This window comes from Bradyrhizobium sp. (assembly GCF_019242285.1).
In the GTDB taxonomy this organism is placed as follows: Bacteria; Pseudomonadota; Alphaproteobacteria; order Rhizobiales; family Xanthobacteraceae; genus Bradyrhizobium.
The window spans coordinates 1-19,455 of sequence record NZ_JAFAVV010000140.1 but is presented as its reverse complement, the minus strand read 5'-3'; the positions used below and the strand labels follow the sequence as shown (position 1 = coordinate 19,455).

Here is a 19,455-nt window from a genome sequence, read left to right as displayed (position 1 = left end):
GAGTGTTGGCGCTGGCAGGCCTAACCTGTTGACAACCAAAATAAATTGTTTGTCCAGAGGCGACCGCTGACAGAAGAGAAGCTGCGATGGTCCGCTCTGAACTGTTGTCGGACGTGAGCAGCAGTGGCTCGTATGCTCGCATTCTGTTTGCGCCCCGCCAGAACCCCGTCCTCTTTTTGGTATGACGGCTGAGGTTCGCCGCAGCAGCGCCCCGTCCGACATTTTCCGATTTTCGAAATTATTCTTGACAATTCTCCAAATCAGAATTATTCTCCCTCCATCCTGCCTCATGCAGAGGGGCGATCCGCGGTCGTCATGGACGTGGAGGCGGGGAGCGGTGGCCGCGGGCGGTCGCAGCGTTCCTTGGGAGCGCGGACGAACGATTGCTCGCGGACGGCCAAGCCGTGTGGTCCTGACACCCCGACGCTGGTGTCAAGTTCGCGATGATGCTTCGCATCACGCGGGCGATGGTGGCTAACAAGCCCGGTACACCAGGGAGAGCGCGGAGCAGCCGTTCAAACCATCGCGCAGGGAAGGCCGGGTCTACTCGGCTGAGCCTGTGGTTCCTGCCCCGTGCTTTTTGTTGCACGGGGGCCATGGGCACCAGCCGGTGCCCGGTCTTCCCTGCGCCCTCTCACCTTTCAGAGGGTCTCGCGTTCGCAGACCTCGGGCGTCCAGCGCCGCGAGAATGCGAGGTCTTGGCTATTTGACATCCAAATCGAATTCGCTTCGCGAATGCCCGGGAATGACCAGCAGAGATATCACGCGCCACGCAGATCATGACGCAGCAAGGCTACAGCAGGCTCGCTCTTGAACGGATCAGATCGTCGCGCGCGATCAGCCGCACGGTTGGCCATCGGCCGACGTGATCCCCAGCGCCCGATGCAGATCCTCGATCGCGCGGAAGAAGCTGTCGGCGGCCGTGGTCTCGGGATCGATCAGGCGGTGCAGCCGGAAGCCGTCGTCCATCGCGAGCAGGATGGCGGCGGTCCATTCCGGATCTTTCCCGCCGGGGCGGCCGCTGTCCCGCGAGGTGGCCTCGACGATGTCGGCGATCAGCTTGCGCCGCGCCCGCAGCCGCTTGGCGAGATCCGGCCTGCGCTTCTCGGCGCGCGCCACGAACAGGATCATCTCCATGTGCAGGACCGGCGAGCGGCCGAGCGGGTCCTGCTTGCTGCGGTCCATGGTTCGCAGTGCGTGCAGGAAGTCGGCGGGATGCTTGTGCGTCTCGAGCAGGTCGAGATTGCGCCGGATCGACTGCTCGACATGATCCTCCAGCATCGCGCTGATCAGATCGTCCTTGCTCGCGAAATTCGAGTAGAACGCGCCGCGCGTGAAACCGGCCGCCGCTGCAATCGCCTCGATGCTGGCGCCGCCGATGCCCTGCTCCTCGAATACGCGCGCCGCCGCCTCGAACAATTTGTCGCGGGTGTCGTCCCGGGTCGGCCTGGTGCGGAGTCTTGACATGTTCCCAATTTGGTCCACTATGCAACTCGATACAAGGCTGTATCGAGTTGTGCTGCCGGATGATCGCCGGCTCCGATGGAGTTGATCATGAACCAGCATGTCGAGGCCAGTGCCGACGCGCCGTTATTCAATCCACTGTCGCCGGACTTCATCCGTGATCCCTATCCGCACTACGCGCGGCTGCGTACGACCGATCCAGTGCACATCAATGCGCATGGCGCGTTCGTGGCGAGCCGGCATGCGGAGGTGAGCCTTGTGATGCGCGACAAGCGCTTCGGCAAGGACTATGTCGGGCGCACCGTCCGCCGCTACGGCGCGGAGATCATGAACGAGCCTGTCTTCCGCAGCATGAGTCACTGGATGCTGCAGCAGGACCCGCCTGATCACACCAGGCTGCGCGGCCTGGTGGTGAAGGCCTTTACTGCGCGGCGGGTGGAAGACATGCGGCCGCGGATCCAGGAGGTCGTGGACCGGACGCTCGACGCCGTCGTCGAGCGCGGGCACATGGACCTGATCGCCGATTTCGCCTTCCGTCTGCCGGTCACGATCATCTGCGACATGCTCGGCATTCCCGAGGAGCATCGCGAGGTGTTTTACAACAGCTCGCGGGACGGCGGGCGCATTCTCGATCCGGTGCCGCTGACGCCGACCGAGATCGCCGAAGCCAATGCTGCCAATACGATGGCGAGGATGTATTTCGAGCAATTGTTCGAATTGCGCCGCCGCAGCCCGGGCGACGACCTCACCACGCAGCTCGTGCAGGCCGAGGAGGACGGCAGTAAGCTTTCCAACGAGGAACTGACCGCCAACATCATCCTGCTGTTCGGCGCCGGTCACGAGACCACCGTCAACCTGATCGGCAACGGCCTATTGGCCCTGCACCGCAATCCCGATCAGCTTGCGCGGCTCAAGGCCGACCCGTCGCTCATGAGCCATGCCGTCGAAGAGTTCCTGCGCTACGACTCCTCGGTCCAATTGACCGGCCGCGTCGCGCTGGAGGACATCGACGATCTCGGGGGAAAACGAATTCCAAAGGGGGAGTCCGTGCTCTGCCTGCTCGGCTCGGCCAACCGCGACCCCGCCGTCTATCCGGACCGGCCGGACCAGCTCGACATTAACCGTCCCAATGTGAAACCACTTTCCTTCGGCGGCGGCATCCATCATTGTCTGGGGGCTCAGCTCGCGCGGATCGAGGCGGAAATCGCCGTGGCCACCCTGTTGCGCCGTCTGCCCGAACTGCGGCTCGATGACGCAGAAAATCCGGAATGGCGACCTACCTTCGTGCTGCGGGGCTTGAAGCGGCTGCCGGCGAGCTGGTGACGCGCCCGATATGCGGCCCTCACGGGGCATTGCTGTGACTTCGCCACAGTTGGCCCTATATAGTGGGCGCGATCGGCGTTGAGGCGAGGGATGGGCCGCGGATGCCGGTGCGGGTCACAGAGGAGACACCGTGCAGACGACGCTGCTCGGATTGGCGATCGCGTTCATCGTAGCCCTGGTCGCCGCGCTGATCGGGCCATATTTCATCGACTGGAACCAGTTCCGGCCGCAGTTCGAAGCCGAGGCCAGCCAGGTGATCGGCGCGCCGGTGCGGGTGGCCGGCGCGCTGGATGCGCGGCTGTTGCCGACGCCGACCCTCCGGCTGCGGTCGGTGATGATCGGCGGCCCGAACGATCTCGGAAAGATTCGCGCCGACCGGCTCGATGTCGAGTTCAGCCTCGGCGACCTGATGCGGGGCGACTGGCGCGCGAATGAGCTCAGCATCGGGGGGCTGGCGGTCGACCTTGGACTGGATCGGCAAGGCAAGATCGACCTGCCGGCCGCCAAGGGGCAGTTCAACCTGGGCTCGTTGTCCATCGATCGGCTGAATCTCACCGGCCGCATCGCCCTGCATGATGCGGCAAGCCGCAAGACGGTGGAATTGAACAATGTCGCGTTCTCCGGCGATGTCCGATCGCTGGCCGGCGCGGTGCGAGGCGACGGCAGCTTCGTGCTCGACGGCACCCGTTATCCGTTTCGCATCTCGTCCGGGAAGGCCGGCGAGGGCAATGGCACGCGCGTCCGCCTGACCATCGACCCGGCCGAGCGTCCGCTGGCGGCCGATCTCGACGGCGTGCTGAGCTTCGAGGCGCGCTCGCCGCGCTTCGAAGGCATTATGACGCTGGCGACGATTGCGCCCAAGCCGAAGAACAGTGCGGCGCCGCCGGTTGCGCCCTGGCGCGTCACCGCAAAGGTCAAGGCCGATCACGACAAGGCTCAGTTCGACCAGATCGAGGCCAGCTACGGCAGTGACGAACGCGTGCTGAAGTTCGGCGGCGGTGGCGACGTCCGCTTTGGCCCCTCGCCGCTGTGGCGCTTCGCGCTGGCGGCTCGCCAGTTCGACGCCGACCGGCTGCTGACGTCCGACGGCGCCAAGGACAGCGGCGCCACGCAGCCGCTGCGATGGCTGCCCGCGCTGCGAACGCTGATGGCGTCGTTGCCGCCGTCGCCGGTGCCGGCGCAGATCGCTTTCAGCGCCGAGCAGATCACGCTGGGGGGGCGGCCCGTGCTGAATCTGGCCGCCGACCTGCACAGCGAGGCGGCGTTGTGGACCATCGACCGCTTGGACTTCCACGCGCCCGGTGGAACGCAGGTCGACTTCAGCGGCTCGGTGTTCGCAGCGCCGGCGACCGCGCCCGGCACCATTTCCGGCGTCGTCGACGCCGAATCCTCCGATCCGGACGCGCTGCTGGCGTGGCTGGAGGGCCGCAACGACATCGCCTACCACAGCCAGAGGCCGCTTCGGCTGCGAGGCGATATCCGCGTGACGCCGGACCGCATTGCCATGGAAGCGATGAAGGCCGAGATCGAGGGTCTGACCATGGAAGGGCGCGTCGCATTCATGGCGCCCGGTGCCGGCGCAGGATCGCGCTTCGAAGCCATGTTGAAGGCGGATCGCCTCGATCTCGACACCGCAGCGTCGTTCGTCGACTCGGTGGCGGGGCCGCAATCCAACTGGCCGGACCAGGCAACGGTCTCGCTCGACGTCGGCAGCGCCACGTCTTCCGGGCAGGAGGTGCATCCGTTCCTCGCCAAGTTCAGCTACAATCCGAAGACGTTGTCGCTGGAGCAGTTGAAATTCGGCCAGCCCGGTGCCGTCACGATGGAAGGCGCGGGGAGCTTCGACCGCACCGAAGCGACGGGCCGCCTGACGCTCGCGGCAACTGCCGCCTCGCTGGCGCAACTCAACGCGCTCGCGGCACCGTTCGCGCCCGCGCTCTCGACGCGGCTCAACGGCGTCGCCAGCCAGCCGGGTGCCGCGCGGCTCAAGCTCTCGCTCGATCTCGGCAAGAATGTCGACCAGGCTGACCGGGGCAGTGCGCGGGCCGTGCTCGAGCTCGACTCGCCGCCGCTGAAGGGTGTCACGACGGTCACGGCGAAGCCGCTGGTGGCGGCGTTGCGCGGCATCGATCTCGATCAGCTTGGCAAGAGCGAGCTCAACGTCGAATCCAGGCTGGTCGCAGGGCGCGGCGATTCCCTGCTCGCGCTCATGGGGCTCGATCGCGTGATCGCCGCCGGTGACGGCGCGTTGCAGTTCGAGGGCTCGGCCAGCGGCGTGTGGCGGGCGCCGGTGCGGATGACTGCCAAGATGTGGGGGGCTGGCCTCGACGCTGAGGCGCAAGGTACTGCGGAGCCCTGGGCCGGAACGCCCAAGGCCAATCTCAATTTGAAGGTCCGGAGCGTCAACCTCGCGCCATTTCTCGGACTCAAGCCGTCGGACGGTTTGGCGCAGAACATCCGGCTGTTCGCGAGAGGCTCGCTCTCGGGTGACAAGCTCGCGCTCGACGACCTCGACAGCGTGGTGGCAGGTTCGCGCTTCCGCGGTCATCTCGCGCTCGGTCTCGGCGAGATGCGGGAGATCGACGGTGAGATCGGCCTGGATGCCGTCGACGTCGCGCCGGCGTTCGCGTATGCGATCGGTGCTTCGGGTCATGATGCGGCCGAGCCGCTCGGCGCCGGCGTGCTCAAAGGCTGGCGCGGCAGCATCGCGTTCCAGGCCTTGAGCGGAATGCTTCCGGGCGGCACCGAGTTGCGCCCTGTCGGCGGCACGGTCAAGGGGGACGGTCAATCGCTGCGGCTCGACGGCATCAAGGGCCGTATCGGTGGCGGAGACGTCACCGGTAACATCGACGCGAGGCAGGACGCCAACGGCATCGCGCTGAACGGGCGCTTCGACCTCGCCGGTGTCGACGGCACGGCGCTGCACTATCGCGGGCTCAAGATGCCCGCGGGCCGCACCTCGCTGCAAATGACGATCTCGAGCCAGGGCCGCAGCGTCGCCGCGCTGACCGGCGCGCTGACGGGCGGCGGCACCGTGACGCTGGAATCGGCCACCATTGCGGGGCTCGATCCGCATGCCTTCGACATTGCCATCCGCACCAGCGATGCTGGTCAGATGATCGAGGACAGCCGGCTGCGCCAGCTTGTCGATCCGGTGCTGTCGGCAGGCAGCCTGTCCGTCGCTTCGGCCCAGGTGCCATTTTCCATCCGCGACGGACGGCTTCGGGTCGATGCGACCACGCTCGAGGCGCAGGGGGCCCGGGCCGTGGTCTCCGGTGGTTACGATATCCCTGCCGACCAGCTCGACATCCGCGCCACCTTGTCGTCGACCACGGCTGGCTCGGAGACCAGCCGGCCTTCGGTGCAATTGTTCGCGGTCGGCACCCCGGACGCGCTCAACCGCAGCCTCGATGTCTCGGCCTTGTCGTCCTGGCTCGCGCTGCGGGCGATCGATCGCGAAACGCAGCGGCTCGACGCCATCGAGCGCGCGCCGCCGCCGCCGGAGCCCTCGCCGCCCGATGCCTCGTCGACTCCGCCCTCGACTGCGGCGCTGCCGTCACCCCCGACTTCGCCCGCGGTCGAATCCGGCCGGCCGCCCGCGGTGACGGCGATGCCCCCACCCGCACCGCCGCGGCCCCGGGTGGTCGTGCCGCGTCCGGCGGCGCCGCCCCAGGGGATCATCAGTCAGCAGGTCGCGCCGCTGCCGCCTCCGATCGACGTCAGGCCTCTCCCGGGGCCGCCGCCGGTGAAGCCGAAGCCTCGCCCACCACTGGTGCTGGCGCCGCAATCGCCGCCGCAGAACATTCCCTGACGAGCGGCCATGCCGAGCAAATCGCCGGTAAATCATCTGCGCCACATTTTAAGGAGTTTTGACCGACAATACTGATCTACCGCCTTTACCGAAAACTTGGGTCTGTGTCGTATCCTGGGAACGATCGGTACTTTTCCGTGCACGGGACGAAGCGGGGATTGAGCGAGATGAGTGAGGCGAGAGCGTTCCTGGAGGATCTCGACTACGCGATCTCGCGGGGAACGCCGCAAAGCCGTGCGCGGGCGTTGTGGCATGCCACGGACCTCCTGATGGCCGGGCGCTACATCGACCACGAAATCTGGGCCTTCGGCGAGGTGATCGGGCGGTTGGCGGATGAGATCGAGGTCGCGGCCCGTGCCGAGCTCTCCGAGCGGATGGCGCATTTCGGCAACGCTCCGGCCAACCTCATTCACAGGCTCGCCTTCGACGATGCGATCGAGGTCGCGGGGCCCGTGTTGCGGGAGTCCGAGCTGCTCGACGGCGCCGCCCTGGTGGCCAACGCCATGACCAAGAGCCAGGCGCATCTGCTTGCGATCTCGCAGCGGAAGTCGATCGCCGAGGCGGTCACCGACGTGCTGGTGCGGCGCGGCAACCAGGAGGTCGTGAACGCGGTTGCGACCAACCAGGGGGCGCGGTTCTCGAACTCCGGGTTCCTGCACATGATCAAGCGGGCGGAAGGCGATTCCATCCTCGCCGAGCAGCTCGGCGTCCGCAGCGACATTCCCCGGCAGCTATTCCAGCAATTGATCGCGAAGGCGTCCGATGACGTGAAGAAGCGGCTGGCACGCGAGCGCCCCGAGATGCTCGAGCAGATCCAGACCTCCGTGAGCGACGTCACCGGCGAACTGCAGTCGAAGTTCGGCCCGGCCTCGCGAAGCTACTTCGTCGCCAAGCGCGTCGTGACGACGCAGCATCGGCTCGGCAACCTCAACGAGGAGAGCATCGCCGGATACGCGCAGTCGCATCGCTTCGACGAGGTCACCATCGGGCTGTCGCTGTTGTGCTCGCTGCCGACCGACGTGATCGAGCGTGCGCTCAAGGACAGAAAGCGGGAGCTTCTGCTGGTGCTGGCCAAGGCTCTCAGGTTTTCCTGGTCCACCACCATGTCGCTGCTGTTTCTCGGCGCGCCGGACCATCGCATCACGGCGGGCGACCTCGACGATCTGGAACGGGCATTTGCCACCCTCAACGTCGAGACCTCGCGCAGCGTCCTGGAATTCTACCAGTCGCGCAAGGCCGGCGCCCCGGCATCCGGCACGGCTGCCCGCCCCGTCGAGCTCCAGATGGAGGCGCTGCAATGAGAGGCGCCGCTCAGCCGGCGCCGAACGCGACCGCGATGTGGTAGGTCGCAAGGCTCGCCAGATAGGCGAGCGCCAGCATGTAGCCGAAGGTGACCGCCATCCATCCGGTGCTGCCGGTTTCGCGCCGGATCACGGCCAGCGTGGAGGCGCATTGCGGCGCGAAGATGTACCAGGCGAGCAGCGACAGCGCGGTCGCAACGCTCCATTTGGTCGCCAGCACCTGGCCGATCTGCGCAGCTGCCTCCTTGCCGCCCTCGATGGCGTAGACCGTGCCGAGTGCCGCCACCGCGACCTCGCGCGCCGCCATGCCGGGGATCAGCGCGACCGCGATCTGCCAGTTGAAGCCGAGCGGCGCCAATAGCGGCGCGATCGCCTTGCCGATCATGGCCGCCAGGCTGTAGTTGATCGCGGGCCCCTCGGCGCCGGCGGGCGCCTGCGGAAACGATGCCAGGAACCAGATCAGCACCATCATCGCGAAGATCGTGGTGCCCGCGCGCTGCAGGAACATCTTGGCGCGCGTGTAGATGCCGATCGCGATGCTGCGCACGCGCGGCATCTTGTAGTCGGGCAGCTCGAGCATGAAGGGCGCCGGTTGATAGTCGCGCCACATGAAGAACTTGATCAGGAACGACATGCCGAGCGCGCTGACGATGCCGGCGGCATAGAGGCCGAACATCACCAGGCCCTGCAGGTTGATCCAGCCCCAGATCAGCTCCGACGGGATGAAGGCCGAGATGATCAGCGTGTAGACCGGGATGCGCGCCGAGCAGGTCATCAGCGGTGCGATCAGGATCGTGGTCAAGCGATCGCGCCGGTTGTCGATCACCCGGGTTGCCATGAAGCCCGGGATGGCGCAGGCGAAGCTCGACAGCAGCGGAATGAAGGCGCGGCCGTGCAGCCCGGCGCCGCCCATGATGCGGTCCATCAGGAACGCGGCGCGCGCCATGTAGCCGAAATCCTCGAGCAGCAGGATGAACAGGAAGATGATGATGATCTGCGGCAGGAACACCACGACGCTGCCGACGCCGGAGATCACGCCGTTCTGCAGGAAGCTCTGCAACAGCCCGGCCGGCAGGCTGTCATGGACGAAGTCGCCCGCCGCGTCGAACCCCGACGACAACAGCTCCATCAGCGGCTGGGCCCAGGCGAACACGGCCTGGAACATCACGAACAGCAGCACCAGCAGGATCAGCAGGCCGCCGACGGGATGCAGCACCACCGCGTCGATCCGCGCGGTCCAGGTATCGGGCCGCTCCGGCAGGCTGACGGTTGCGGCGATGATGCCATCGGCCTCGCGCTGTGTGGTCCGCAATTCGGCGGCGGTCAGCGGATGCCACAAATTGTCGCGCGGCGATGATGGCGACTGCGCCAGGACCTCGTCGGTCAGGCGCAACAGATCGGCGGTGCCGCCCTTGCGCACGGCGATCGAGGTGACCACGGGCATGCCGAGCGCGTCCGACAGTCTCGCAACGTCCACGCTGACGCCGCGGCGCTTGGCGATGTCGAACATGTTGAGCACGAGCACGAGCGGCCGGCCGGTGCGCTTCAGCTCCAGCAGCAGGCGGATCGTCAGCCTGAGATTGGTGGAATCGGCGACGCACAGCACGAGATCGGGGAGCACCTCGCCCTTGGCGCGTCCCAGCACGAAATCGCGCGTGATCTCCTCGTCGGGGCTACGGCCGCGAAGCGAATAGGTGCCTGGCAGGTCGACCAACGAGACCTGGCGTCCCGACGGCGTGACGAACGAGCCTTCCTTGCGCTCGACGGTGACGCCCGGGTAGTTCGCGACTTTCTGGCGGCTGCCGGTGAGCGCATTGAACAGCGCGGTCTTGCCGCTGTTCGGCGTGCCCACCAGGGCCAGATGCAACAACGGGGATTCCATGACGTGCAGTCCGGTCGCCTCAGGCGACGATAATGGCCATTGCTTCGCGCCGGCGCACGGCGACTGTGACATTTTCCACGCGGACGGCGATCGGATCGCGCCTTATGATGCCCTCGTGCAGGATCTCGACCCGGGCCCCTTCGACGAAGCCGAACTCGATCAGCCGGCTTTCCAACTCGGCTCCGGTCAGGCTGGAAGCGGCGTCCCCGGCGGCCAGGCTCTGGACCACGCCGGAATAGCCGCACTTTGCAAGCCCGAGCGGCAGTGGCGAGTTGTGTTCGTCATGGTCGGCCATGCACCTCTATTTTCAACGATGGTGCAGCAGGTCAAGCGCAGCCGGAGGCGGCCGAGCGCACCTTAGAGCGATTTTAAGGAGCGCTTCTCGGCATCGCTCGAATGCCGGCGGACAGCCGCCACCAACCGATCATGCTGATGGTCCCGGCGAGATGGCTTCATGGCCGGGATTGCCGCGGGCGGGTCGCTTCGGATTCCGCGAGCACATCGAGTCAAGCCTCGGCGCGAACGGGTCGGCCGAGACTTGACGGATCTGCGCACGGCTTTCGCCTCGACCGCCGGCTAGGCCGCCGGAGGTTTCGATTCCAATCCGGCACCTGCCGCACGGCTCTTGAAGTAGTCGAGAACGAACAGGCGGATGGCGGAAGACAGGTTGCCCTGCTTGCGGTTGCTGTCGATCTCGCCGACCAGCTCGGACAGCGTCATGTTTCGCAAGCCCGAGATTTCCTTCATGCCATTCCAGAAGGCCTCCTCGAGACTGACGCTGGTCTTGTGCCCGGCGACGACGATCGAACGCTTGACGACGGGCGACTTCATGCGGCGCCCCCATCGAGGTGGTGCCGATCGCGCACGTCGCCCGCCCGCTTGGCGGAGCGTTGGCTCGCGGCGTCCTCAGGCCTGACGGGCTCCGCCGGCGTGTCAACCGCACGGCTCTTGAAATGGTCGAGAACGAACAGGCGAATGGCCGAGGACAGGTTGCCCTGCGTACGGTTGCTGTCGATCTCGCCGACCATCTCGGACAGCGTCATGTTTCGCAAGCCCGAGATTTCCTTCATGCCACTCCAGAAGGCTTCCTCGAGACTGACGCTGGTCTTGTGCCCGGCGACGACGATCGAACGCTTGACGACGGGCGACTTCATGCGGCACCTCCATCGAGGTGGTGCCGATCGCGCACGTCGCCCGCCCGCTTGGCGGGGCGCTGGCTGGCGGCGTCCTCGGGCCTGACAGGCTCCGCTGGCGCGTCAACCGCGCGGCTCTTGAAGTGGTCGAGAACGAACAGGCGAATGGCCGAAGACAGGTTGCCCTGCGTGCGGTTGCTGTCGATCTCGCCGACCATCTCGGACAGCGTCATGTTTCGCAAGCCCGAGATTTCCTTCATGCCGTTCCAGAATGCTTCCTCGAGGCTGACGCTGGTCTTGTGACCGGCGACGACGATCGAGCGTTTGACGACGGGCGACTTCATGCGGCGCCCCCGTCGAGTTGATGCTGGTCGAGCAGATCGCTCGCCCGTTTGGTCTGCTGCTGATCGGCGACGCGTTCGGACTTGGTTCGTCCGAATCGCGCACGATTCGCTTCGGCCTGTCTTGCCGATTGCTCGCGCTCGCTGCGCTTCTTGTACCGTTTCAGATTGACTAATTGCCCCATCGCCGCCGCCTCAGATCGCGACAATTTTTCGAGGGCAGGAAAGATGCGCGAAACCGGTATCCGCTACTGCGGTACGCATACTCGCCGGTTCGGTCGTCATTTGCAAAAAATCCTCATCTCAATCGGGGTTGATCGGATCAAAACAAAAATGCCTCGCTCTGCGAAAACAAGGTTCTGGTGCTTGTCCACGGCCGAGCGTAACGAATGACTTTCAGTCAAACTGTCGCAAAGTCCGAGTATCTCGGTCTATAGCTATATCTACGTACCGTAACTACCCGTAGTAATCCGGGGGCGTATCAGTTCGGATGTATCATCTCGTCGGGCTGTACGAGTTAGTCGAATTCTGCATCCGAGACGAAGGCCAGTCTTATGTTTCTATTTTCAACGTTGCGCCATTTGCGCGCTCCGATTTTGCCACCTTTGCGGCATTGTCGTAGCCGATCTTTGGCGCAAGTGCGGTGACGAGATCAGGAAGCGTTGCATCAATTCGCGGATTCGTTGTTCGTCGGCACGAATTCCCGCGATGCATGTTCGGTGAAGGATCGCGCTGCGTCGCCGGGCAATCGAATTGAATTGATTGCATCATGCAATGCGCGAGCACGGCTTGTAGACGTTGAGCTCGAAGTGGCGGCCCTGGCTGCCGGCCACGGTGACTGCGGTGTGATGACCGAAAATCTAATTTAGCAGCAGACCATGGTCACGGCCTCGCACTGCGCCGGATTGACCTTGCCCGGCCTGATGGAGGAACCCGGTTCGTCGGGCACGGTGATACCGACCCGGTACATCTTACTTCGCGGCGTGGCTCGTCCGCTGCCGGCTATTTCTTGCGGAAGCGATCCAGCCGCACGACCTCGGCGCCCTCGCCGGACCTCGGCGGCTCTTCGTCCTTTTCCTCGACGACAGGGGCGGCGGGGGTGGTGTCCACCGCCGGTGTGGTGGGGGCGGGAGCCGGGGCGGCCGGCAGATTTCTAGCTGCTGTTTCCGCCATGATTTCGGCACTCTCCGAGGGCTCGAATTGCAGGCCGAACTGAACGGAGGGATCGAAGAAGCTCTTGATCGCGCTGAACGGAACAGCGAGCCGTTCGGGAATGCCGCCGAACGACAGTCCGACCTCGAACCGCTCCTCCGACACCACCAGATCCCAGAACTGGTGCTGCAGGATGATGGTCATCTCTTCCGGATATTGCGCGAGCAAACGTGGCGAGAGCTTTACGCCGTCCGCGCCGGACAGGAAGGTGATGAAAAAATGATGCTCGCCCGGCAGGCCATGGGTGGCGGCGTCGGTCAACACCTTCCGCAGCACGCCACGCAGCGCATCGCGCGCCAGCACATCGTATCGAATATGATCGGTCGCCATGGTCGTCCTATCGCGGTCGGTCCCTGCCGCCCGGTTCAGCCGGCGGTGGCGCTGGTCGCCCGATTCGCCTGTTTCACCGCAATGCTACTCCGCTGGAGGCCCAAGGCCAGCAATGTGTGCGGAACGATGACGGCCCTTCGAAATGAAGTGGAGGCTTCTGTTGCCAGGTGCCTCCGAACCCCGCCTAGCGGAGCTTAACCCACTAGGACTTTAGAATGGTCTTTCAAGCTGCATTACGCAGCCTGAGCAACCGGAGCAAAGTTGTCGTTGGCAACTATTGCAGTAGCCCGATAACGGCGGAACAATACCGGGAAAAAGCACGCCCTTTACGCCCTCGTCGATCCTGTTTCGCCCCCGCCGAAACCCGGCAAGTTCCAACTTGGCCGGGCTTGGGTGGAGGCGCCGGGTACCGCCCCCGGGTCCGAATGGTTTATTTCGACGGCGATTTATTTCCATAGCCGGCGAACCGGCACCCTCAATATAAGGCGCAGGACTTGAGAAAGACAGGGCCGATTTCTCGTCTGTGCCGCGGCGAAGGCAGGCATACGTCGAATTGGGTGGTTTCGGGCCCACCGGCACTCTAGTTTGGGCCATGCCCTCGAATACCCCGCCGGCCGCCGTTTCGGCGCCGGAAATCCCGATATCCAGCCCGCCTACCGTGTTCGCGCTGTTCTTGGCTTTCGCTAAGATGTCGCTTGCCGGTTTCGGCGGTGTGCTCGCATTCGCCCGGCGGGGTATCGTGGAGGAGCATCGCTGGATGACCGCGGAAGAGTTCAACGAAACTTTCGCGCTCTGCCATTTTCTCCCGGGGCCGAACATCGTGAACCTGTCGGTTGTGTTCGGCTCGCAGTTTCGCGGCGTCGCCGGCGCCATTGCGGCGTTCGCCGGTCTGGTCGGACCGCCCTTGATGCTGATGACCGTCCTCGCCGCGCTCTATGCCCGCTACGGCGACATCGAGGTGCTGCGGCGGCTTCTGGCCGGGGTTTCCTGCGGCGCGGTAGGCCTTCTGATCGCTGTGGTATCCAAGATGCTGCTGCCGCTCCTGAAGCGGCGGGATCTCGTCGGTCTTTTTGCCATGCTGGCGGTGTTCGTCGCGATCGGGCTGTTGCGGCTGCCGCTGCAGCTTGTGCTGCTGGTGGCCGTCCCGATCAGCCTCGTCATCACCTTTCTGCTGCGACGACAGGCCGCATGAACGGCGAATCCAATCCGATCAGGAGCCTCGTGGTCACCTTCGGCCTGATGTCGCTGTTCGCGGTGGGTGGCGCCAACGCCGCGATCCCCGAAATGCATCGCGTCGCGGTCGACATCCATCACTGGATGACCGACCGGGAATTCGCCGACATCTACGCGCTCTCCCAGCTCTCGCCCGGGCCGAACGTGCTGATCGTGACCTTGATCGGCTACCAGGTGGCGGGCCTTGCGGGTGCCCTGGTTGCCACGCTCGCGATGTGCGTGCCGACCGCAACCCTCGCCTATTACGTCAGTGGCTTCCTCGCCCGCTCCCGTCAAGCGCACTGGCCGGCGCTCGTCCAGGCGGCGCTGGTGCCGCTCTCGATCGGGCTGATGGCGGCGAGCGCCTTTGTCGTGGCGCAGGCGGCCGACCGGACCTGGATCGCCGTACTGGCGACCCTCGCCGCGGCCATACTCGCCTTTGCCACCCGGCTCAATCCGCTGTGGATATTGCTGGCGACCGGGGTCCTCGGCCTGGCAGGCCTGATCTGAGCGGCAGTTCCACCTCTTGCGGTTGGGATCGGGAGGAGACACTTTTCCGGGTATAATTGCGGCCAATGCCGAGTCGCCGCTGTCGAGCGGCCTCGTCGATCGCTACATTCGCGCTCCCTTGAGAAAACTTCGCCGCCGCCATGCACCAGTACCACGACCTGCTCGAACGGATTCTCGCCGATGGTGCCGAGAAGAGCGACCGCACCGGCACCGGCACGCTGTCGGTCTTCGGCCATCAGATGCGCTTCGATCTGTCGGCCGGATTTCCCATGCTCACCACCAAGCGCCTGCCATTGAAGGCGATCGTGCACGAGTTGCTCTGGTTCCTGAAGGGCGACACCAACGTCCGATATCTGCACGACCACGGCGTCACCATCTGGGACGAGTGGGCCGACGAGAGCGGCGACCTCGGGCCGGTCTACGGCTACCAGTGGCGGTCATGGCCGGCGCCGGACGGACAGCACATCGACCAGATCGCCAACGTGATCGACATGATCCGGCGCAACCCGGATTCGCGCCGGCTGATCGTCACGGCCTGGAATCCGGCCGATGTCGAGAAGATGGCGCTGCCGCCCTGCCACTGCCTGTTCCAGTTCTACGTCGTGAACGGCCGGCTGTCCTGCCAACTCTACCAGCGCTCGGCGGACGTGTTCCTCGGCGTGCCCTTCAACATCGCTTCCTACGCGCTGCTCACCATGATGGTGGCGCAGGTCAGCGGCCTGAAGCCGGGCGATTTCGTGCATTCCTTCGGCGACGTGCATCTCTATTCCAACCACGTCGAACAGGCGCGCCTGCAATTGACGCGACCCCCGCGCGCCCTGCCGGTGATGAAGATCAATCGCGAAGTCAGGGACATCTTCGGTTTCCGCTACGAGGATTTCGTGCTCGAAGGCTACGATCCGCATCCGCACATCAAGGCCGAAGTCGCAGTGTGAGCGGTTGAATGTCACTCGCCATCCATCGCGCGCGTCCTGACCAGATCGGCCTCATCTTCTCCCTGATCTGCGAACTCGCCGAATACGAGAAGCTGACGCACGAGGTCGAGGCCACCGAGGCCGATATCGCCGCCGCGCTGTTCGGCGAAAGGCCGCTTCTGTTCTGCGAGATCGCCGAGTGGGACGGCGAGGGTGTCGGCTTCGCGGTGTGGTTTCTCGATTTCTCCACCTTCTCCGGCCGCCACGGCATCTACCTGGAGGACCTGTTCGTCCGCCCGGCTTTTCGCGGCAAGGGCATCGGCAAGGCATTGCTGGCCGATCTTGCCAGGCAATGCGTCGAGAACGGCTGGTCGCGCCTGCAATGGGCGGTGCTCGACTGGAACACCCCCTCGATCGACTTCTACAAGTCGCTGGGCGCCGTCATGATGGGCGAATGGACGGGGTGCCGGCTCGACGGTCCGGCGCTCGCCGCGCTCGCGAAGCGGGCGCCGTGATGGAGACCGTTCTCATCGTCGCAATCGCCGACAATGGCGTGATCGGCCAGGCCGGCGCGATCCCGTGGCGGCTGAAGACGGACCAGGCGCGCTTCAAGGCGATCACGATGGGCAGGCCCGTGTTGATGGGGCGCAAGACCTTCATCTCGCTGCGCCGGCCGCTTCCCGGACGCACCAACATCGTCATCACTCGCGATGCGGATTTTCGCGCACAGGGCGCGGTGGTGACGACCTCGTTGGAGGCGGCGCGCGCGATCGCACGCGGCGACGCGCTGCGGCGTTCGGTCGCTGAGATCGCCGTGATCGGTGGTGCGGAGATCTACGCGCAATGGATGGACGCCGTCGACCGTCTCGAGATCACCGAGGTGCATGCACGCCCGGCGGGTGATAGCTGTTTTCCCGCGATCGATGCCGGAAAATGGCAGGAGGTCGCGCGCGAGCGCCACCCGGCGGGCCCGGCCGACAGCGCGAGCTTCTCCTTCGTGACCTATCGCCGACGAAAGTCGCATTAACCCCGTTCGGCAATGTTTACGTTGACAATTACCGGTTCGGGCATAGCTCTGGCTGCGTTGTAAGGGCGGGGGCCGTCCCTTATAAGCCTTCCGTATTGCGAGACCGGGGCGCTGTTGCCACGGGCCTTGCCGAGGAGAGTACCGATGCCGTGGAAGAATCAGGGCGGAGGCCCGTGGGGCTCGGGTCCAAGAGGGCCGTGGGGCTCCGGCCCGCAGCCGGTGGGCCCGAGGCCGCCCGACCTCGAGGACCTGTTGCGGCGCGGTCAGGACCGGCTCCAGCAGTTGCTTCCGGGCGGTTATTTCTCCGGCCTCGGAATCGCCCTGATCCTGGTCGGCATCGTCGCGATCTGGCTGGCGTCCGGCTTCTATCGCGTGCAGTCGGAGGAGCTCGGCATCGTGCTGCGCTTCGGCAAATATGTTGGCGATGCAGATCCGGGGCTGAACTATCACTGGCCCTATCCGATCGAGACCGTGCGGTTGCCGAAGGCGCTGCGCGTCAACACGATCTCCATCGGCATGACGCTGATCGACGATCCGACCCGGCGCGGCCGCACCATGCGCGACGTGCCGGAAGAGAGCCTGATGCTGACCGGCGATGAGAACATCGTCGACGTCGATTTCACGGTGCTCTGGCGCATCAAGCCGAAGGGCGCCGCCGACTATCTCTTCAACATCCAGAATCCCGAAGGCACCGTGAAAGCGGTCGCCGAGAGCGCGATGCGCGAAATCGTCGGCAAGTCCAACATCCAGCCGATCCTGACCGGCGCGCGCACCACCACGGAGCAGGCGGTGCAGGGCCTGATGCAGAAGACGCTCGACAATTACGGCTCCGGCATCCAGATCACCCAGGTCCAGATGCAGAAGGTCGATCCGCCGGCGCAGGTGATCGATTCGTTCCGCGACGTGCAGGCGGCGCGCGCCGATCTCGAGCGGTTGCAGAACGAGGCGCAGACCTACGCCAACCGTGTCGTGCCGGACGCCAAGGGCCGCGCCGCGCAGATCACCCAGGCGGCCGAAGGCTACAAGCAGCAGGCGATCGCGGAAGCGAGGGGCCAGAGCGCCCGCTTCCTGAAGGTGTACGAGGAATACAAGAAGGCGAAGGACGTCACGCGCGAGCGGATCTATCTCGAAACCATGGAGCGCGTGCTCGGCGGCTCCGAGAAGCTGATCTATGACGGCGCCGCCTCGGGCCAGGGCGTCGTGCCCTATCTGCCGCTTCCCGAATTGTCGCCGCGCAAGCCTCCGCCCGCCACGACGGGCCAGGCCGGGCAGGCCAACGGAGGCACGCGATGAGGTCTCCCGTCACAGGCATCGTCGTGCTGATCCTGCTGCTGGTTGCGGCGATCGTCGCCTATGGTTCGGTTTTCACCGTGGAGCAGACCGAGCAGGCGCTGGTGGTGCGGCTCGGCCAGCCGGTGAAGGTCGTCACCGATCCCGGGTTGAACTTCAAGGTGCCGTTCGTCGACAGCGTGATTTCGGTCGACAAGCGCATCCTGGATCTCGAGAACCCCTCGCAGGAGGTGATCGCCTCCGATCAGAAGCGGCTCGTGGTCGACGCCTTCGCCCGCTACCGCATCAAGAACGCGCTGAAATATTATCAGAGCGTCGGCTCGATCCAGGCCGCCAACCTGCAATTGACGACGCTGCTCAACGCCGCGTTGCGCCGCGTGCTCGGCGAGGTCACCTTCATCCAGGTGGTGCGCGACGAGCGCGAGGCCCTGATGAAACGCATCCGCGACCAGCTCGACGAGGAGGCCGACGGCTACGGCATCGAGGTGGTCGACGTGCGCATCCGCCGCGCCGACCTGCCGGAGCAGAACAGTCAGGCGGTCTATACGCGAATGCAGACCGAGCGGCAGCGCGAGGCCGCCGAGTTCCGCGCGCAGGGCGGCCAGAAGGCGCAGGAAATCCGCTCCAACGCCGATCGCGAGGCCACCGTGATCGTTGCCGAGGCCAACTCGAAGGCCGAGCAGACCCGTGGCGAAGGCGACGCCGAGCGCAACCGGCTGTTTGCCGAGGCCTACACCCAGGACCCTGATTTCTTCTCGTTCTACCGTTCGATGACGGCCTACGAGAACGGCCTGAAGAGCAACGACACGCGCTTCCTGCTGCGGCCCGAATCGGACTTCTTCCGGTATTTCGGCAACCCGTCGGGCAAGCCGGAAGCGGCGGCGCCGGCTTCGGCTGCGAAACCGTGAATGCCGAGATCGCGTTCCGCGTTTCACGCAGTGGGGGTCTGAGTTGACAGCGGCGGGTCGAAGCGCAAGTTTCGCTGGCCGCCATCACGAGAGCCGGCTGCCGTAACGAGAAGCGCGAACCGGGAGGTCCATATCCGATGAGGTCCATAGCGTTTGCCGACTTCCTCATCGGTGTGGGCATCCTGTTCGTTCTCGAAGGGCTGATGTTTGCCGCGAGCCCGAGCTGGATGCGGCGGGCGATGAAGAGCGCGCTGGCGACCCCGGACAACGTGCTGCGCGCGGTGGGCATCGGCTCTGCGGTGCTCGGACTGATCCTGATCTGGGCGGTCCGCCGTCCGATCTGACGCCACGGGTCACTCCGGCAACGGCATTGTGAGAAGGCAACGTCGGGTTTTTGCCGTATTGGATGCCACCTAATGGCGCCCTATCCGGCAGGCCCAGGCTTGCGTCGCCGCCCCGTTCGGGCGCAGTGTGGACGCCGAATGCCGCTTTGCTTGGCACCCATTCTTTCTTTGGAGAAAAGCTATATGACCGCTGTGACAGCAGCTATGAGCCATCGCCTGCGTCCCGTGCTCGCCGCCGCCCTGGTCGGCGCGGCCTGCGCGCTCGGCTCGGCGCCGGCTTCGGCGCGCGGGCCCGAAGGCATTGCCGACGTCGCCGAGAAGGTAATCGATGCGGTGGTCAACATCTCGACCTCGCAAACTGTGGAGGCGAAGGCTGACGGCAAGGGCGCCATGCCGCAACTGCCGCCGGGATCGCCGTTCGAGGAATTCTTCGACGATTTCTTCAAGAACCGC

At 65.2% G+C, this 19,455-nt stretch carries 19 protein-coding genes, 1 other RNA gene and 2 pseudogenes; 12 read left to right on the top strand and 10 right to left on the bottom strand.

Annotation, left to right across the window (positions count from 1 at the left end):
• Positions 1-837: 837 nt before the first annotated feature.
• On the bottom strand, positions 838-1,467 hold the full coding sequence (locus tag JOY90_RS04995; protein WP_291690041.1) for a TetR/AcrR family transcriptional regulator: 630 nt from the start codon (positions 1,465-1,467) through the stop codon (positions 838-840).
• A gap of 87 nt (positions 1,468-1,554) precedes the next feature.
• Between JOY90_RS04995 and JOY90_RS04990 the strand changes: the two genes are divergently transcribed.
• The 3 genes from JOY90_RS04990 to JOY90_RS04980 all read left to right on the top strand — a co-directional run bounded on the left by JOY90_RS04990 (position 1,555) and on the right by JOY90_RS04980 (position 7,899).
• Complete coding sequence (locus JOY90_RS04990; protein ID WP_291690040.1) at positions 1,555-2,787, top strand: cytochrome P450; 1,233 nt, start codon at positions 1,555-1,557, stop codon at positions 2,785-2,787.
• A 130-nt stretch (positions 2,788-2,917) separates the two neighbouring features.
• A complete protein-coding gene (locus JOY90_RS04985) occupies positions 2,918-6,598 on the top strand; it encodes an AsmA family protein (RefSeq protein ID WP_291690039.1) in 3,681 nt (1,226 codons plus the stop codon).
• 167 nt (positions 6,599-6,765) lie between these two features.
• Positions 6,766-7,899 (top strand): DUF2336 domain-containing protein, encoded by a 1,134-nt coding sequence (locus JOY90_RS04980; RefSeq protein ID WP_291690038.1) that lies wholly within the window; start codon positions 6,766-6,768, stop codon positions 7,897-7,899.
• Between the two features lie 10 nt (positions 7,900-7,909).
• Here JOY90_RS04980 and JOY90_RS04975 read toward each other — a convergent pair whose 3' ends face one another.
• The 9 genes and pseudogenes from JOY90_RS04975 to ssrA all read right to left on the bottom strand — a co-directional run bounded on the left by JOY90_RS04975 (position 7,910) and on the right by ssrA (position 13,307).
• Positions 7,910-9,781 (bottom strand): ferrous iron transporter B, encoded by a 1,872-nt coding sequence (locus JOY90_RS04975; protein WP_291690037.1) that lies wholly within the window; start codon positions 9,779-9,781, stop codon positions 7,910-7,912.
• A gap of 19 nt (positions 9,782-9,800) precedes the next feature.
• Positions 9,801-10,076 carry a FeoA family protein gene (locus JOY90_RS04970; RefSeq protein WP_291690036.1) on the bottom strand — a complete coding sequence of 92 codons (276 nt, stop codon included), beginning with the start codon at positions 10,074-10,076 and terminating at the stop codon, positions 9,801-9,803.
• A gap of 281 nt (positions 10,077-10,357) precedes the next feature.
• Positions 10,358-10,612 (bottom strand): ribbon-helix-helix domain-containing protein, encoded by a 255-nt coding sequence (locus JOY90_RS04965; RefSeq protein ID WP_291690035.1) that lies wholly within the window; start codon positions 10,610-10,612, stop codon positions 10,358-10,360.
• Positions 10,609-10,935 carry a ribbon-helix-helix domain-containing protein gene (locus JOY90_RS04960; RefSeq protein WP_291690034.1) on the bottom strand — a complete coding sequence of 109 codons (327 nt, stop codon included), beginning with the start codon at positions 10,933-10,935 and terminating at the stop codon, positions 10,609-10,611. The genes JOY90_RS04965 and JOY90_RS04960 overlap by 4 nt, the downstream gene beginning before the upstream one ends.
• The gene (locus JOY90_RS04955; RefSeq protein WP_291690033.1) at positions 10,932-11,258 is read right to left on the bottom strand and encodes a ribbon-helix-helix domain-containing protein; all 327 of its coding nucleotides are present in this window, start codon (positions 11,256-11,258) and stop codon (positions 10,932-10,934) included. Before JOY90_RS04955 ends, JOY90_RS04960 begins: the two co-directional genes overlap by 4 nt.
• Complete coding sequence (locus JOY90_RS04950) at positions 11,255-11,440, bottom strand: DUF4169 family protein (protein WP_291690032.1); 186 nt, start codon at positions 11,438-11,440, stop codon at positions 11,255-11,257. The genes JOY90_RS04955 and JOY90_RS04950 overlap by 4 nt, the downstream gene beginning before the upstream one ends.
• Positions 11,441-11,772: 332 nt before the next feature.
• Positions 11,773-12,198, bottom strand: a pseudogene (locus JOY90_RS04945) (lyase family protein); the annotation flags it as partial.
• 59 nt (positions 12,199-12,257) lie between these two features.
• The gene (locus JOY90_RS04940) at positions 12,258-12,797 is read right to left on the bottom strand and encodes an SspB family protein (protein ID WP_291690031.1); all 540 of its coding nucleotides are present in this window, start codon (positions 12,795-12,797) and stop codon (positions 12,258-12,260) included.
• A gap of 146 nt (positions 12,798-12,943) precedes the next feature.
• Positions 12,944-13,307: a transfer-messenger RNA gene (ssrA, locus tag JOY90_RS04935) on the bottom strand.
• Positions 13,308-13,389: 82 nt separating this feature from the next.
• Here ssrA and JOY90_RS04930 point away from each other — a divergent pair.
• From JOY90_RS04930 to JOY90_RS04890, 9 genes and pseudogenes are all read left to right on the top strand, one after another.
• Positions 13,390-13,989 carry a chromate transporter gene (locus tag JOY90_RS04930; protein WP_291690042.1) on the top strand — a complete coding sequence of 200 codons (600 nt, stop codon included), beginning with the start codon at positions 13,390-13,392 and terminating at the stop codon, positions 13,987-13,989.
• Positions 13,986-14,519: a chromate transporter gene (locus JOY90_RS04925; protein ID WP_291690030.1), complete on the top strand. Its 534-nt coding sequence runs from the start codon at positions 13,986-13,988 to the stop codon at positions 14,517-14,519. The genes JOY90_RS04930 and JOY90_RS04925 overlap by 4 nt, the downstream gene beginning before the upstream one ends.
• 140 nt (positions 14,520-14,659) lie before the next feature.
• The gene (locus JOY90_RS04920) at positions 14,660-15,454 is read left to right on the top strand and encodes a thymidylate synthase (RefSeq protein ID WP_291690029.1); all 795 of its coding nucleotides are present in this window, start codon (positions 14,660-14,662) and stop codon (positions 15,452-15,454) included.
• Positions 15,455-15,462: 8 nt separating this feature from the next.
• Positions 15,463-15,948 carry a GNAT family N-acetyltransferase gene (locus JOY90_RS04915; RefSeq protein WP_291690028.1) on the top strand — a complete coding sequence of 162 codons (486 nt, stop codon included), beginning with the start codon at positions 15,463-15,465 and terminating at the stop codon, positions 15,946-15,948.
• Positions 15,948-16,460, top strand: coding sequence for a dihydrofolate reductase (locus JOY90_RS04910; RefSeq protein ID WP_291690027.1), 513 nt, complete (start codon positions 15,948-15,950; stop codon positions 16,458-16,460). The genes JOY90_RS04915 and JOY90_RS04910 overlap by 1 nt, the downstream gene beginning before the upstream one ends.
• A gap of 144 nt (positions 16,461-16,604) precedes the next feature.
• Positions 16,605-17,753, top strand: a complete 1,149-nt coding sequence (gene hflK, locus JOY90_RS04905) for an FtsH protease activity modulator HflK (protein WP_291690026.1) — start codon at positions 16,605-16,607, stop codon at positions 17,751-17,753.
• Positions 17,750-18,658, top strand: coding sequence for a protease modulator HflC (gene hflC / locus JOY90_RS04900; RefSeq protein WP_291690025.1), 909 nt, complete (start codon positions 17,750-17,752; stop codon positions 18,656-18,658). The genes hflK and hflC overlap by 4 nt, the downstream gene beginning before the upstream one ends.
• Positions 18,659-18,795: 137 nt before the next feature.
• Positions 18,796-19,002 carry a DUF2065 domain-containing protein gene (locus JOY90_RS04895; RefSeq protein WP_291690024.1) on the top strand — a complete coding sequence of 69 codons (207 nt, stop codon included), beginning with the start codon at positions 18,796-18,798 and terminating at the stop codon, positions 19,000-19,002.
• 183 nt (positions 19,003-19,185) lie between these two features.
• Positions 19,186-19,455: pseudogene (locus tag JOY90_RS04890) on the top strand (serine protease); the annotation flags it as partial.

Excerpts from the sequence above, each read along its gene's own strand:
- JOY90_RS04990 (WP_291690040.1), top strand. The coding sequence starts at position 1,555 with ATGAACCAGCATGTCGAGGCCAGTGCCGACGCGCCGTTATTCAATCCA.
- JOY90_RS04960 (WP_291690034.1), bottom strand. The coding sequence starts at position 10,935 with ATGAAGTCGCCCGTCGTCAAGCGTTCGATCGTCGTCGCCGGGCACAAG.
- JOY90_RS04975 (WP_291690037.1), bottom strand. The coding sequence starts at position 9,781 with ATGGAATCCCCGTTGTTGCATCTGGCCCTGGTGGGCACGCCGAACAGC.
- JOY90_RS04980 (WP_291690038.1), top strand. The coding sequence starts at position 6,766 with ATGAGTGAGGCGAGAGCGTTCCTGGAGGATCTCGACTACGCGATCTCG.
- JOY90_RS04915 (WP_291690028.1), top strand. The coding sequence starts at position 15,463 with ATGTCACTCGCCATCCATCGCGCGCGTCCTGACCAGATCGGCCTCATC.
- JOY90_RS04965 (WP_291690035.1), bottom strand. The coding sequence starts at position 10,612 with ATGAAGTCGCCCGTCGTCAAGCGTTCGATCGTCGTCGCCGGGCACAAG.
- hflK (WP_291690026.1), top strand. The coding sequence starts at position 16,605 with ATGCCGTGGAAGAATCAGGGCGGAGGCCCGTGGGGCTCGGGTCCAAGA.
- JOY90_RS04910 (WP_291690027.1), top strand. The coding sequence starts at position 15,948 with ATGGAGACCGTTCTCATCGTCGCAATCGCCGACAATGGCGTGATCGGC.
- JOY90_RS04920 (WP_291690029.1), top strand. The coding sequence starts at position 14,660 with ATGCACCAGTACCACGACCTGCTCGAACGGATTCTCGCCGATGGTGCC.
- JOY90_RS04995 (WP_291690041.1), bottom strand. The coding sequence starts at position 1,467 with ATGTCAAGACTCCGCACCAGGCCGACCCGGGACGACACCCGCGACAAA.
- JOY90_RS04925 (WP_291690030.1), top strand. The coding sequence starts at position 13,986 with ATGAACGGCGAATCCAATCCGATCAGGAGCCTCGTGGTCACCTTCGGC.
- hflC (WP_291690025.1), top strand. The coding sequence starts at position 17,750 with ATGAGGTCTCCCGTCACAGGCATCGTCGTGCTGATCCTGCTGCTGGTT.
- JOY90_RS04955 (WP_291690033.1), bottom strand. The coding sequence starts at position 11,258 with ATGAAGTCGCCCGTCGTCAAACGCTCGATCGTCGTCGCCGGTCACAAG.
- JOY90_RS04940 (WP_291690031.1), bottom strand. The coding sequence starts at position 12,797 with ATGGCGACCGATCATATTCGATACGATGTGCTGGCGCGCGATGCGCTG.
- JOY90_RS04930 (WP_291690042.1), top strand. The coding sequence starts at position 13,390 with ATGCCCTCGAATACCCCGCCGGCCGCCGTTTCGGCGCCGGAAATCCCG.
- JOY90_RS04970 (WP_291690036.1), bottom strand. The coding sequence starts at position 10,076 with ATGGCCGACCATGACGAACACAACTCGCCACTGCCGCTCGGGCTTGCA.
- JOY90_RS04895 (WP_291690024.1), top strand. The coding sequence starts at position 18,796 with ATGAGGTCCATAGCGTTTGCCGACTTCCTCATCGGTGTGGGCATCCTG.
- JOY90_RS04950 (WP_291690032.1), bottom strand. The coding sequence starts at position 11,440 with ATGGGGCAATTAGTCAATCTGAAACGGTACAAGAAGCGCAGCGAGCGC.